The following is a 12,391-nucleotide window of genomic DNA, read 5'->3' on the forward strand; positions in this document are numbered from 1 at the left end:
GGCCCGTGTCCTGCGGCTCCGCGGTGCCGCCGGGCACGCGGTCGCCGCCGCCCTTGCGTTTTGCGAGGAGGCGTTCCGTGTCACCTCCCACGAGGCTCATCAGGAGATGCGCGCCCAGGCCGAACGCGGGCTGCCCTTCGAGGCTCCGGACGAGCCGTCGCGGCCCGGGCGGCTCACCCGGCCGCACGCCCGGCACGGGGGCCGCGCACGTGGATCTCCCGGCTGCGGCGGCGCCGCTGACCGGTCACCCCGGGCGATTCCGGGAAGCTCGCGGCGTGGCGGCGCAGGACGGGTCCATCGTCTCGCACACCCGCGCACGTTCCGCCCGGCCGCTCCTCTCCGCTCCTATCCGCTCCGATCCGGTCAGGGACGGTAGACGGCGCCCGGCTGCGGGGTGCCCGGCGCGAGGAGCTGGGGAACGGTCACGAAGGTGAAGCCGCGCTTCTTGAGCGCGTCGATGATGTCGGGCACGGCCTTGAGTGTGCCGCGGTAGCCCTTGGAGGTCGGGCCGGGGACGACGTCATGGAGCAGGATGATGCCGTCACGGTCGGCCTGGTCCAGGACGCGCTTGGTGATCAGGGCGGAGTCGCTGGTCTCGTAGTCCTTGGCGGTGACGCTCCACAGCACCTCGGACAGGCCCATCTCGCGCGCGATCTCCTGGACGGTGTCGTTGGTGCGTCCCTGCGGCGGGCGCACGAGGGTGGGACGACGACCGGTGATCCGCTCTATGGCGTCGTCGGGACGGCGCAGCTCCTCGCGGATCTCCTTGGGATCGATCTCCGGGAGGATCTTGTGCGACCAGGTGTGGCTGGCCACTTCGTGCCCCTCGGCGGCCATGCGCTTGACCATGTCCGGGTAGCGCTCGACGTGCTTCTTCCCGAGCAGGAAGAAAGTGGCGTGCACCTGCTTGTCCTTCAGGACGTCGAGCAGCTTCGCCGTGTTCTTGCTGGGCCCCGCGTCGAAGGTGAGCGCGATGCACTTGGCCTTGCGGCAGTCGACGCTGCCGAACGCGCCCTTACCGGTCGTGCCGGCCTCCTGCCGTACGGTGCTGGGCGAGGTGGTGTGCACGCGGGTGCAGCCGGTGAGTGCCAGCGCGAGCGCAAGCAGCGCCGCGGGCGCCGCTGCCCATCCGGCTCTGCGGACGGTCCCTGCGGGGGCGGAGGCCGAATGAGTGGGCAGGGAACGTCGAAATCGCATGAACGAGAAGATACACGGGGGTATACGCACCGTTCATACCGGGGCCTTGTCCGCGCATACCCGCTCAATTCTGACGTGTATGCCTCAAACATATAGTGGCGCCCATGTCCATCGGTCACACCCTCCTCGGCCTCCTCGAATCCGGCCCGCGCCACGGCTACGACCTCAAGCGCGCCTTCGACGAGCGATTCGGCCAGGACCGCCCGCTGCACTACGGGCAGGTCTACTCCACGATGTCGCGGCTGCTCAGGAACGGACTGGTCGAGATCGACGCCATAGAGCCCGGCGAGGGCCCGGAGCGCAAGCGCTACGCGATCACGGAGGCGGGCGTCACCGACGTCGGGCGGTGGCTGGCGACCCCGGAGAAGCCCGAGCCGTATCTGCAGTCGACGCTCTACACGAAGGTCGTCCTCGCCCTGCTCACCCGCCGTGACGCCACGGCGCTCCTGGACGTGCAGCGCGCCGAGCACCTGCGGATGATGCGCGAACTGACCGAGCGCAAACGGAACGGGGATCTGGCCGACCAGCTGATCTGCGACCACGCCCTGTTCCATCTCGAGGCCGACCTGCGCTGGCTGGAGCTGACCGCGGCGCGCCTCGACAGGCTCGCCCGGCAGGTGAGCACCTGACGGCCGCCGACCCCCGTCCACCGCCGACCCCGCGGGAGGCGGGACCGATCAGTCGGCCGCGGTCGGCGGCGGGGCGGTGGTGGCCCGGCGGGTCAGCCGCGCGGAGAGCTGGGTGGTCTCCGGTACGTCGATCCGGCCGGCGAGCTTGGCCAGCAGGAGTTCGACCGCACGGGTGCCGATCTCGGCGGAGGGGATGGCGACCGACGTGATCGGCACGGGTGCCTGCTCGGCGGTCTCGTCGGGGCAGATCGCGGCCACCGACAGGTCCTCCGGAACGCGTAGGCCCATGGCCTGGAAGGCGGAGATCAGGGGCTGGGTGATCGGCTCGTTGTGGACGACGATCCCGGACAGCCCCGGCTGCTCGTGGAGAAGCCGCTCGGCCAACGCCTGTGCGGCGGACGGGGTCTGCTGGCAGGGGTGGACGGACGAACGCAGGCCGAGACGGTCGGCGGCGGCCGTGAACCCCGCGGCGACCCGGCGGGCGAAGCCCGTGCCCCGGACGTAGACCTCCGGCGGTGAGCCGACGAGGGCCACGGTGCGGTGGCCGAGCGAGGCGAGATGTTCGGCACACGCCGCACCCGCGCCGGCGAAGTCCAGGTCGACGCAGGTCAGCCCGGCCGGGTCGGAGGGGAAGCCGATCAGTACGGACGGCCGCTCCAAAGCGCGCAGCAGCGGCAGCCGCCGGTCGTCCATCTCGACGTCCATGACGATGAAGGCGTCCGCCATCGCGCTCTGGGCGACCCGGGTGATGCCCTCCTCCCCCTCGTCCTGCGTGAGGAGGAGGACATCGTGGTCGTCTTCCCGGGCGGCGGTCAGCACGGAGGTGACGAACTGCATCACCACCGGCACATGGACGCCCTTGCGGAGGGGCAGCACCAGGCCGATCACCCGTGACCTGCTGCTGGCCAGGGACCGGGCTCCGGCGTGCGGCCGGTAGCCCAGTTCACGGATGCTGGCCTCGATGCGCCGCCGGGTCTCCGGGGAGATCGGCCGCTTGCCGCTGAGGGCGTAGCTGACGGTGCTCGGCGACACGTTGGCGTGCCGCGCGACGTCAGTGATCTTGACCATGCGGTTCCGTTCCCGTCCTTGCGCACCGCCTTGTTCTGTGCCGTGCCGTCCTCAGGAGCCGGCGAGCTCCAGAGTGAGGACGCCGGTACCGGCGGCGGCACGCGCGGAGGGACCGCCGGCGACCTCGACGCCCCACGGCAGGGACGCGTCGGAGGTCTCGGCCCGCAGCGTGGAGCCCTCGCGCACGACGGTGATCTCGGCCGCGGCCGTGCCGTCCTCGCGGGGGATCCGCACGGTGGTGCGGGAGCCGTCGGCCGGCTCGAACACCCGGACGGTCACGTCGTCGGCCCACACGTAGTCGGGGCGGTCGTCGACCGAGCCGACCGGGATCACGGAGCCGGGCCGGGCCAGCAGCGGGACGCTGAGGTAGTCGTGGGTCTCGCGCACCCAGCGCGGGCCGGTGACCTTCTCGCCGGTCGTGAAGTGCGTCCAGGTGCCCTCGGGCACGTAGTACGACACCTCGCCGTCCTCGGAGAACACCGGCGCGACGAGCAGGTCCCCGCCGAGCATGTACTGGCGCTCCAGCGAGGCGCAGCCCGGGTCGTCCGGGAACTCCAGCACCATGGCGCGCATCATCGGGACGCCCTCGGTGTGCGCCTCGTGCGCGGTGGCGTAGAGGTAGGGCATGAGGCCGAGCTTGAGCTTGGTGAAGTGGCGCAGGACGTCCACGGCCTCCTCGTCGAAGAGCCACGGCACGCGGTAGGAGGAGGAGCCGTGCAGCCGGCTGTGCGAGGAGAGCATCCCGAAGGCGATCCAGCGCTTGAACAGGCCGGCGTCGGGCAGGCCCTCGAAGCCGCCGATGTCATGGCTCCAGTAGCCGAAGCCGGACAGGCCGAGGGACAGGCCGCCGCGCAGGGACTCGGCCATCGACTCGTACGTGGACTCGCAGTCGCCGCCCCAGTGCACGGGGAACTGCTGGCCGCCGGCCGTGGCGGAGCGGGCGAAGAGCACCGCCTCGCCCTCTCCGCGGTGCTTGCGCAGCACGTCGAAGACCGTCTTGTTGTAGAGCTGCGTGTAGTAGTTGTGCATCCGCTCCGGGTCGGAGCCGTCGAACCAGGCGACGTCGGTGGGGACACGCTCGCCGAAGTCGGTCTTGAAGCAGTCGACGCCCATGTCGAGCAGGGCCTCGAGCTTGGAGGCGTACCAGGCGCAGGCGTCGGGGTTGGTGAAGTCGACCAGGGCCATGCCGGGCTGCCACAGGTCCCACTGCCAGACTCCGCCGTCGGGGCGCTTGAGAAGGTAGCCGGCGGCCTTGCCCTCGGCGAAGAGCGGGGAGCGCTGGGCGATGTAGGGGTTGATCCACACGCAGATGTGCAGGTCGCGCTCCTTCAGCCGGCGCAGCATGCCCTCGGGGTCGGGGAAGACGCGCGGGTCCCACTCGAAGTCGCACCAGTTGAACTCGCGCATCCAGAAGCAGTCGAAGTGGAAGGCGGACAGCGGCAGGTCGCGCTCGGCCATCCCCTCGACGAACCCGGTGACGGTCTGCTCGTCGTAGGAGGTGGTGAAGGAGGTGGTCAGCCACAGCCCGAACGACCAGGCGGGCGGCAGGGCGGGACGACCGGTCAGCGCGGTGTACTTGCGCAGGATCTCCTTCGGCGTGGGGCCGTGGATGACGTAGTACTGCAGTTGCTGGCGCTCGGCGCTGAACTGGACGCGCGAGACCTGCTCGGAGGCGACCTCGAAGGAGACCTTGCCGGGGTCGTCGACGAAGACGCCGTAGCCGGCGTCGGTCAGATAGAAGGGGACGTTCTTGTAGGACTGCTCGCTGCTCGTGCCGCCGTCGGCGTTCCAGATGTCGACGGTCTGGCCGTTCTTGACGAGGGGTCCGAAGCGCTCGCCGAGCCCGTAGACGGAGGTGCCGACGGCCAGCCGGAGCTGCTCGCGGATGTGGTGCTCCCCCTCGGCAGTCTCCATCAGCGCCATGGCCTTGACATCACTGCTGGTGAGGGTGCGTCCGTCGGCCTGGAACTCCATCCGCCACTCGCCGTCGAGGCGGAAGCGGACGCTCAGCTCGCCGGAGGTGAGGACGGCCTGCTCCTCGTCGACGGTCACGACGGGCTCGTGCGGCTCGTGGTGCAGCTCGAAGTTCGGCCCGGTCTCGACGCCGCCCTCGAAGTGGGTGATCCGCACACCGATGACGCCGGGCATCGGCGCGGTGCAGTCCACGGTGACGAGCGGGCCCTTGAGCGTGTCGCCGCGGTGCCGGATGTGCTGGGTGGGGGCGTGGACGCGCAGGGTTCCGGGGCCCGGCACGGCATCGAGGACCTCGGCCGGATACGCCGCCGTGACGCCTTCGCGCAGCAGCCAGTATCCGTTGGTGAACTTCATGGTCGATGCCTTTCCCGGTGGGCGGCCACCGGCGTCTCGGTACGAGTGGGGGCGAAGGGGGGTGGCTCTGCCTCCTTCCCCGGGAGGGGGAGGAGCGGAGGCAGAGCCACGGGCGGGAGGCGGGAGGCCGCCACCCGTCAGGCCTCGGACGACGCGGTCCGGGCGCGGATCACTTCACGGCGCCGACGGCGATGCCTCGGGTCAGGGTCCGCTGGAAGAGGAGGAAGAAGACGATGGCGGGCAGCGCGCCGAGGAGCCCGGCCGCGTTGGTCATCGTCGCGTCCATCAGACGCTGTCCCTGCAGCACGCCGAGCGCCACCGAAACGGTCTGGTTGTCGTTCGACGGCAGCATGACAAGAGGGAGCAGGAACTCGTTCCAGGTCCAGATGAAGAAGAACACCAGCAGGACGCCCAGGGTGGGCCGGCTGACCGGGACCACCATCCGCCAAAGGATCTGCCAGCTGTTGGCGCCGTCGATCCTGGCCGCCTCGATGATCTCCTTCGGGAAGGCCCCGAGCACCGAGGAGAGGAGGTACGTGCCGAAGGCCGCCTGCACGACGCTGAAGACGATGATCAGGCTCAGCCTCGTGTCGTAGAGCCCCACCTGCTTGGACAGGTAGTAGAGCGGGTAGACCAGGGCCTCCTGCGGCAGCACGTTGGCCAGCACGAAGAAGGCGAGGAAGTACGCCTTGCCCTTGATCCTGCCGATGCCGATCGCATAGGCGTTGAGCACCGAGAGGATCACGCCGAACACCGCGACGGAACCGGAGATCACGACCGAGTTCAGCAGCGTGTGCCCGAAGTCGACCCGCGTCCAGAAGTCCTTCAGGCCGTCCAGATGAAGGCCTTGGGGCAGGGAGAGCGGGCCGTGCGCGGAGTAGTCGGCCGGCGACTTCAGCGCGTTGATGAGCACGATCAGGAGCGGCAGCACCATGAAGACCGCGCCGAGGCTCATCGCCACCAGCACCGGGTAGCGCTTGAGCGCCTTCACTGTGCGTCCTCCGATCGGGTCTGGAAGCGCAGGCCGACCGTGGTCAGCGCCAGGATGATCAGGGTGAGGACCGTCGCGATCGCCGAACCGTAGCCGACGTCGGTCTTCTCGAAGAAGGTCGAGAAGGAGAAGTAGGACGGAACGATGGTCGCGTCGGCGGGTCCGCCCTTGGTGAGGACGTAGACCGCGCCGAAGACCTTCAGGGCGGCGATGGTGCACCACAGCATCACCACGTAGATCTCGGGGCGGATCTGAGGCAGCGTCACGTGCCAGAAACGCTGCCACCAGTTCGTCCCGTCCAGCTCGGCCGCCTCATAGAGCGAGGGGTCGACCCGCTGGAGTCCCGCCATGAAGATCACGACGGGGAAGCCCAGCTGCACCCAGACCATGACGGCCATCACGCTGTAGAGCGCGAACTTCGGGTCACCCAGCCAGTCCTGCTGGAGCGAACCCAGGCCGACCGCCTTCAGCAGCTCGTTGAGCGAGCCGTTCTCAGGGGCGAGGATCCAGCTCCAGACGATGCCCGCGACGGTGATGGGCAGGACCTGGGGGAGGTAGAAGCAGGCACGCAGCACACTGGCCAGCTTCGAACCGAAGTGCTTGCCGATAAAGTCGAACAGCGCCGCAGCCACCACGAGGCCTACCGCGGTGGGGATCACCGCCATCGCCAGGACCATGGCGACGCTGTGCCGGAAGGACTCCCAGAACCGCGAGTCCTTCATCAACTCCTGGTAGTTCTCCAGCCCGGCCCAGGTCGGCGAACCGACACCTTGCCAGTGGGTGAGGCTGAAGTAGATGTTCATCGCGAACGGCACGATCACGACGGCCAGGAAGGCGATGACACCCGGGATCAGGTACAGCGCGTAGGGATTGCGCAGCCGGAGGGGTCGGACGCTCATGACGTGGGCGCACCCGCGTCATAGGCCTTCTGCAGCTCGTCGAGGACCGCGTCGGGGCTCGCGCTGCCAGTGATCAGCTTCTGGGTGGCCGATACCAGCACGTCGTAGAAGCCGGGGACCGGCCAGTCCGGGTAGAAGGCGAGGCCGTCCTCGGACGAGACCTTGTTGAAGTTCTCGATCAGCTCCTTGGAACTGGGGTCGGTGATCGCCGAGGGATCGGCCGCGACAGGCACACCGCCGTTGTTGCCGAGGGTGTTCTGGATCCCCTTCTTCATCGTGATGTCGATGAAGTCGTAGGCCAGCTGCTTGTTCTTGGCGTTCTTCGGCACGACCCAGAGGTTGCCGCCGGAGCCGAGGGTCAGCTTGGTGCCGGGGAAGAGGAACGAGCCCCACTGGAACTTGTTCTCGTCACGGAAGCGGCCGTACCACCAGCTGCCCGAGAAGAAGATCGGGGACTTGCCGCTGATGAAGGAGACACCGGCGTCCTCGGCCTTCGCGCCGCTGCTGGTCTTGGCGATGTAGCCCCTCTTCACCCAGTCCGAGAGGGTGTTGGCGGCGTACGTCCAGGCGGCGTCGTGGAAGTCCGCCTTGCCCTTGTAGAGCTCGAAGGAGTCGACCCAGCTGCGGTCGGCCTTGGTCAGGGCGAGCTGGTACAGGTACTGGTGGGCCGGGTACTCGGCACCGCCGTTGGCGAGCGGGGTGATCCCCTTGGCCTTGAAGGCGGCGAGAGCCTGCTCGAACTCGTCGAACGTGGTCGGGACCTTCACGCCGTTCTGCGCGAAGAGGTCCTTGTTGTAGTACACCATCGTGTACTCGCCGAAGTTCGGGACGCCGTACCAGTTGCCGGAGCCCATGACGCCCTTGGCGTCGTAGCGGCTGGTGGTGGTGACGCTCGGGCTGAGCAGTTTGTCCCAGCCGTTCTTGGTGACCTGCGGGGTGAGGTCGGTGAGCAGGCCCTGCTTGGCCAGCAGGCCGGCCGTGGCGTTGCCCTTGTTGTACTCCATGAGGTCAGGGGCGTTGCTCGAGTTGAGCACCATCGAGGCCGTCTTCTGGATCTGCTCGAAGCCCTTCGCCTCGAACGCGACCTTGACGCCGGGGTGGCTCTTCTTGAACTCCTCTATCGCCTGGTTCCAGGCGATGCCCATGGCACTGTTCGGAGCTTCGTAGTGCCACAGCTTGAGCGTCTTTCCGTCGCCCTGCGCATCGCCGTCCGAGCTTGCGCACGAAGTGATGAGCATGGCGCCCGCAAGGGCAGCTGCTGCGAGAGCCAGCGGTCTGCGCACCTTCAACATTGAAGTGACCTCCACCTGGGCCGGACGAGTGAGGCGTCCATCGAATGTTTCGATGCGACGCGTCGAAGCGCTTCGACGCAGGACCGTATGCAGCGATCGCGAGTATGTCAATGGTGTTAACAAATCGCCGACCAGGGATTTTGAAGCGTCACGCCGGTACGACGACTGCATGACGCCGCACCGGATGCCCGCAGTGACGACCTAGGGACACAGCGCTTCCGTCATCGGCGCGGAAGCGCTTGGCGACGATTCGGACTCACTCGCTCCGAATTCCCGCGGAGTTCCCCTTGGCGCTCATGGGCAATTTCGTCTCTTCTGTCACAGTTTCCACACCAGCCCCTGCGATGTGCGGTTTCCGGCCCGCGCGGGAAGCTCGATGCATCCTCAACCAACCGGCGTACAAAGGGATTTCGGGGCCCGTCAGGCCGGCGGAGCCTCTACGGGGCGGACGGCCGAAAGAGCGTCAGAGTAGGGCACAAAGGAGCGGTGCGCACTTTTTGCCAGATCCCTTTGACTGGCGGTGCAAAACGTGCCTACCGTGCATATAGGGACGTCTTCAACTACAGACATCTGTTCCGGCGTTCCACGTCCGCAAGGTGCGTCGCTCCCCTGCGACCGCACCCCTATCCGCCGGGATGCCGCAGGTTCCCGCGCGACGGCGGTCAGCTCCGTGCGGACCGCGACCCGAAGAAGTCCAGATCCCCGAAGGGGGAGTCATGCGCACGCTTACCATCCGCAGGATCGCCGCCGCCGCTGTGGTGGCGCCCCTGCTCGCCTTCGCCGGAGCCACCGCGGCCAGCGCGGCGACGCCACAGACCGCACCCGTCACTGCGCAGTCCGTCGCACCGCAAGGCGGCGGCTGGGGCGGCGGACACGGCGGCTGGGGCGGCCACGGCGGCTGGGGCTGGGGTAACGGCTACGGCTGGGGCGGCTGGGGCTACGGCGGCTACTACGGCTTCTACCCCGGCTTCTACGGGACCGGCTTCTACGGACCCTTCTTCCGCTGAGGTCCTATGACAGGCGGCCGGCGGGCCCGCCCGGCGACGGGCCCGCCCGGCAGCGGCTCCCCGTTCAGCCGCCTGATGTGCCGCTGATGACGGCCCGCCCGGCGGCGGCTCCGCGGACCCGGGCCGTCCGGGCCCCTGGTTCGGGCGGTGGCGGTCGGCGGCGAGGCTGCTGTGCGGCGGGCGGAGGGCGGCAGCCGCGGGTGCCTGGACGGCAGCCGGAAAGGATCATTGCAGGCAGCAGCGGAAGCGGCCCCTCATGGGGGGCCGCTTCGGCGTGTGACGGCACAGGGCATGAGGCATGAGCGCCTTCGCTGCCTTCCTCAGGAGCGGGCCGTCGCCCTCATGAACGGGTCAGCATCGTCCCCACGGTCGGGCGCGCGGCCGTGCTCAGCCCCGTCACGCGGTCGGGCGCCTGTTCAGTCCCACAGTTCGCGGACCGGGTCGTGCGGCCAGGAAGGCTCGGTGTCGACATAGGTGATCGTGAGCTTGGTGAAGTGCCGCAGCTTCGGGTCGCCGGTCCAGGGTTTGGGGTCGGACAGCCTGATCTTGACCGGGAAGCTGTGGAAGTGGCCCGCCGCGCAGTAGGGATCGCAGTCGTTGGCCTCCTCGTAACCGGTTCCCACGGCATAGTCACTGCCCCAGTGCGACCAGTACAGGCCGCCCAGCCGGTCGTTCCCGTCCCCGCAGGCCAGCAGGAAGTCGGGGGGCATGACCAGCCCCCGGCCGAAGCAGGTGACCAGGACCGTGGCCTGGGTCGGCTCGGCCGCGGGCGCGAAGGCCTGGGCCGCCGGAACGCTGACGCCTGCCGAGGCGGGGGCGGCCGCCGCCACGGTCGCCAGCGCGGCGGAGGTGACGGTCAGCGCAAGGGTACGGAGGAGTGACATCTCGGCCTGCCTTCCTGGCCGCTGCCGCAGGGGTGGCGGTCGAGGACGAGGGTGCGGCCCCTGAAGCCGCTGTGCCGGTAAGCGGGGGTTGAGGGGCTTGGGCTGCGGGGACGACGGAGGGGGCGGGGAACGCCGGGCCTCCGGGGCGCCCGCACAGCCACGCAGTCACGTTCCTCCAAGCGGGTGAGGCGTGCAACCCGACCGGGGCGCGACGGGCCCGACGAGCACGCTCAGCTTTGCGTCGGATACGGAGAGGGAGCTCCCGGATCCGGATCGGCGGTGGAACAAATGCGACACTGGTTCCGGTTGAAGCCCCTGTCAAGGAGTTCGCCGTACCTCGAGGTGATGCCGCCATGGGCACCGACATGAGCAGTCCGACCACGGAGACGTTCAAGCGCGCCGTACTTTTCTTCAACCGGCAACGCTACGCGGCCGCGGCACGGACGCTCGCGTCGATCGTGGAGATCGCGCCCCGCAACATGGCGGTGCGCATGCTGCTGGCCAGGTCGTACTACTTCTCCGCGCAGCTCTCGCGAGCGGAGGCGGAACTGCGCGACCTGCTGCGCGCCGAGCCGCAGGACGCACATGCCCACCTCCTTCTCGGCCGCACGCTCGAGCGTCAGGGCCGTCTCGCCGAAGCGGCCCCCCACCTGCGGCTCGCCGACACGATGACGGCTTGGGACCTCGTCGCCGTGTGAGCCCAGGCCGGGGAAGACCGTGGAGCGTGCCGCGTCCGCGGGCCACTCCCCCGGCCCATCCCGAATTGTCCGAACCGTGTCGCCTCCGCAGGCTGCTCACGTGGGGGCCCATGACAGACCACGGTTCGGAGACCCGCAATGACCTGTCCGCACGTCCGGTCCATAGCGCGACGCAGGGCACGCTACGCCGTCGCAGTCCTGCTCGCCGCCGCCGCGAGCCTCACCGCCTGCGGTGAGAAGACGTCGAACGCCATGCGCGTCGACCACGCGGTGCCTGCCGACACGCCGGCGCCGAAGGTGCCCTGCGGCAATCCGCCGGTGGAGCTGGACCCCCAGGCCCAGACCTTCCTCGACCAGCTGGCGGCTGCCGGGGGCCCGCCGCTGTACTCGCTCTCCTACCCGGCTGCCCGAGAAGTGCTGGACACGTTGCAGGCGGGACCGGTGGACATGCTGCCGGCGCAGATCAGCCGGCGGACGGTGCCCGGAGGACCGACCGGCCCGGTGTCGGTGCACGTCGTACGGCCCGAAGGCGCCGAGGGGGACCTGCCCGGGATCGTCTACATCCACGGCGGCGGCTGGGTACTCGGCAACTTCTCGACACATGAGCGCCTGGTACGCGAGCTGGCCAACGGCGCGCAGGCGGCGGTGGTCTTCGTCGACTACACCCCCTCCCCCGAGGCCCGGTTCCCCGTGGCGATCGAGCAGGCGTACGCCGTGGCCAAGTGGGTCGCCGCCAACGGCGGCGAGATCGGGGTCGACCCCTCGCGCCTGGCCGTCGCCGGCGACTCGGTCGGCGGCAACATGACGGCTGCCGTGGCGATGATGGCCGAACAGCGCGGCGGACCCGACTTCCGCCGTCAGGTGATGCTGTACCCGGTCACGGACGCGAACTTCGACACGGCCTCGTATCACCGCTTCGCGGAGAACTGCTGGCTGACCAAGCCCGCGATGAAGTGGTTCTGGGACGCCTACGCACCGGACCTGAAGGACCGGCAGAACCCGCTGGCGTCCCCGCTGCGCGCCCCGGTCAGCGATCTCCGCGGCCTGCCGTCGGCGCTGATGATCACGGACTCGGACGTGCTGTACTCCGAGGGCACGGCGTACGCGCAGAAGCTGCGCGAGGCCGGAGTGCCCGTTCAGCTGACGCACTACCCGAAGATCACACACGACTTCATGATGCTCAACGCCCTGCGCGAGACGGAGTCCAACAAGAAGGCGGTGGCCGAGGTGACCGCGGCGCTCCGCGAGGCGCTGCACGGGGCTGCCGACCCCGGCAAGTAAGACGTCGCGCCGAGAGGCGCGGTGGGGTAAAGAGCGGGTCGAGGGCCGAGCCCGACAAGGCGGGGAAGGCAGCCGCAGCGCAGCTGCGGCGACCGACGAGAACGCCGCCGGGCGAGA

11 protein-coding genes are annotated in these 12,391 nt (G+C 69.2%); 4 read left to right on the top strand and 7 right to left on the bottom strand.

The window, feature by feature from the left end; translation table 11 throughout:
• Positions 1–363: 363 nt before the first annotated feature.
• On the bottom strand, positions 364–1,197 hold the full coding sequence (locus ACRWND_RS11260; RefSeq protein ID WP_431948552.1) for a polysaccharide deacetylase family protein: 834 nt from the start codon (positions 1,195–1,197) through the stop codon (positions 364–366).
• Positions 1,198–1,301: 104 nt separating this feature from the next.
• Between ACRWND_RS11260 and ACRWND_RS11265 the strand changes: the two genes are divergently transcribed.
• The gene (locus tag ACRWND_RS11265) at positions 1,302–1,826 is read left to right on the top strand and encodes a PadR family transcriptional regulator (protein WP_431948553.1); all 525 of its coding nucleotides are present in this window, start codon (positions 1,302–1,304) and stop codon (positions 1,824–1,826) included.
• Positions 1,827–1,874: 48 nt separating this feature from the next.
• Here the strand turns inward: ACRWND_RS11265 and ACRWND_RS11270 are convergent, their stop codons facing one another.
• The 5 genes from ACRWND_RS11270 to ACRWND_RS11290 form a co-directional block, all read right to left on the bottom strand.
• Entirely contained in the window at positions 1,875–2,894 is a 1,020-nt protein-coding gene (locus ACRWND_RS11270) for a LacI family DNA-binding transcriptional regulator (RefSeq protein ID WP_431948554.1), read from the bottom strand.
• Positions 2,895–2,945: 51 nt separating this feature from the next.
• Entirely contained in the window at positions 2,946–5,222 is a 2,277-nt protein-coding gene (yicI, locus tag ACRWND_RS11275; protein ID WP_431948555.1) for an alpha-xylosidase, read from the bottom strand.
• Positions 5,223–5,391: 169 nt separating this feature from the next.
• Positions 5,392–6,177, bottom strand: coding sequence for a carbohydrate ABC transporter permease (locus tag ACRWND_RS11280; RefSeq protein WP_431948576.1), 786 nt, complete (start codon positions 6,175–6,177; stop codon positions 5,392–5,394).
• Positions 6,178–6,209: 32 nt separating this feature from the next.
• Positions 6,210–7,112, bottom strand: a complete 903-nt coding sequence (locus ACRWND_RS11285) for a carbohydrate ABC transporter permease (protein ID WP_431948556.1) — start codon at positions 7,110–7,112, stop codon at positions 6,210–6,212.
• Entirely contained in the window at positions 7,109–8,350 is a 1,242-nt protein-coding gene (locus ACRWND_RS11290) for an extracellular solute-binding protein (RefSeq protein WP_431948557.1), read from the bottom strand. Before ACRWND_RS11290 ends, ACRWND_RS11285 begins: the two co-directional genes overlap by 4 nt.
• Before the next feature lie 770 nt (positions 8,351–9,120).
• On the opposite strand from ACRWND_RS11290, the gene ACRWND_RS11295 reads away from it, so the two are divergent.
• Positions 9,121–9,411 carry a hypothetical protein gene (locus ACRWND_RS11295; protein WP_431948558.1) on the top strand — a complete coding sequence of 97 codons (291 nt, stop codon included), beginning with the start codon at positions 9,121–9,123 and terminating at the stop codon, positions 9,409–9,411.
• A 416-nt stretch (positions 9,412–9,827) separates the two neighbouring features.
• On the opposite strand, the gene ACRWND_RS11300 is transcribed toward ACRWND_RS11295, so the two are convergent.
• Positions 9,828–10,295: a hypothetical protein gene (locus tag ACRWND_RS11300; RefSeq protein WP_431948559.1), complete on the bottom strand. Its 468-nt coding sequence runs from the start codon at positions 10,293–10,295 to the stop codon at positions 9,828–9,830.
• Positions 10,296–10,648: 353 nt separating this feature from the next.
• Here ACRWND_RS11300 and ACRWND_RS11305 point away from each other — a divergent pair, with 353 nt between their 5' ends.
• Positions 10,649–10,993, top strand: coding sequence for a tetratricopeptide repeat protein (locus ACRWND_RS11305; protein WP_431948560.1), 345 nt, complete (start codon positions 10,649–10,651; stop codon positions 10,991–10,993).
• 138 nt (positions 10,994–11,131) lie between these two features.
• A complete protein-coding gene (locus ACRWND_RS11310; RefSeq protein WP_431948561.1) occupies positions 11,132–12,274 on the top strand; it encodes an alpha/beta hydrolase fold domain-containing protein in 1,143 nt (380 codons plus the stop codon).
• Positions 12,275–12,391 lie beyond the last annotated feature (117 nt).

The sequence above is a fragment of the Actinacidiphila sp. bgisy167 genome, from assembly GCF_965342175.1.
Classification (GTDB): domain Bacteria; phylum Actinomycetota; class Actinomycetes; order Streptomycetales; family Streptomycetaceae; genus Actinacidiphila.

What these genes read in the sequence shown, in the direction of transcription:
- ACRWND_RS11260 (WP_431948552.1), bottom strand. Translation starts at nt 1,197, where the DNA reads ATGCGATTTCGACGTTCCCTGCCCACTCATTCGGCCTCCGCCCCCGCA.
- ACRWND_RS11265 (WP_431948553.1), top strand. Translation starts at nt 1,302, where the DNA reads ATGTCCATCGGTCACACCCTCCTCGGCCTCCTCGAATCCGGCCCGCGC.
- ACRWND_RS11270 (WP_431948554.1), bottom strand. Translation starts at nt 2,894, where the DNA reads ATGGTCAAGATCACTGACGTCGCGCGGCACGCCAACGTGTCGCCGAGC.
- yicI (WP_431948555.1), bottom strand. Translation starts at nt 5,222, where the DNA reads ATGAAGTTCACCAACGGATACTGGCTGCTGCGCGAAGGCGTCACGGCG.
- ACRWND_RS11280 (WP_431948576.1), bottom strand. Translation starts at nt 6,177, where the DNA reads ATGAGCCTCGGCGCGGTCTTCATGGTGCTGCCGCTCCTGATCGTGCTC.
- ACRWND_RS11285 (WP_431948556.1), bottom strand. Translation starts at nt 7,112, where the DNA reads ATGAGCGTCCGACCCCTCCGGCTGCGCAATCCCTACGCGCTGTACCTG.
- ACRWND_RS11290 (WP_431948557.1), bottom strand. Translation starts at nt 8,350, where the DNA reads ATGCTCATCACTTCGTGCGCAAGCTCGGACGGCGATGCGCAGGGCGAC.
- ACRWND_RS11295 (WP_431948558.1), top strand. Translation starts at nt 9,121, where the DNA reads ATGCGCACGCTTACCATCCGCAGGATCGCCGCCGCCGCTGTGGTGGCG.
- ACRWND_RS11300 (WP_431948559.1), bottom strand. Translation starts at nt 10,295, where the DNA reads ATGTCACTCCTCCGTACCCTTGCGCTGACCGTCACCTCCGCCGCGCTG.
- ACRWND_RS11305 (WP_431948560.1), top strand. Translation starts at nt 10,649, where the DNA reads ATGGGCACCGACATGAGCAGTCCGACCACGGAGACGTTCAAGCGCGCC.
- ACRWND_RS11310 (WP_431948561.1), top strand. Translation starts at nt 11,132, where the DNA reads ATGACCTGTCCGCACGTCCGGTCCATAGCGCGACGCAGGGCACGCTAC.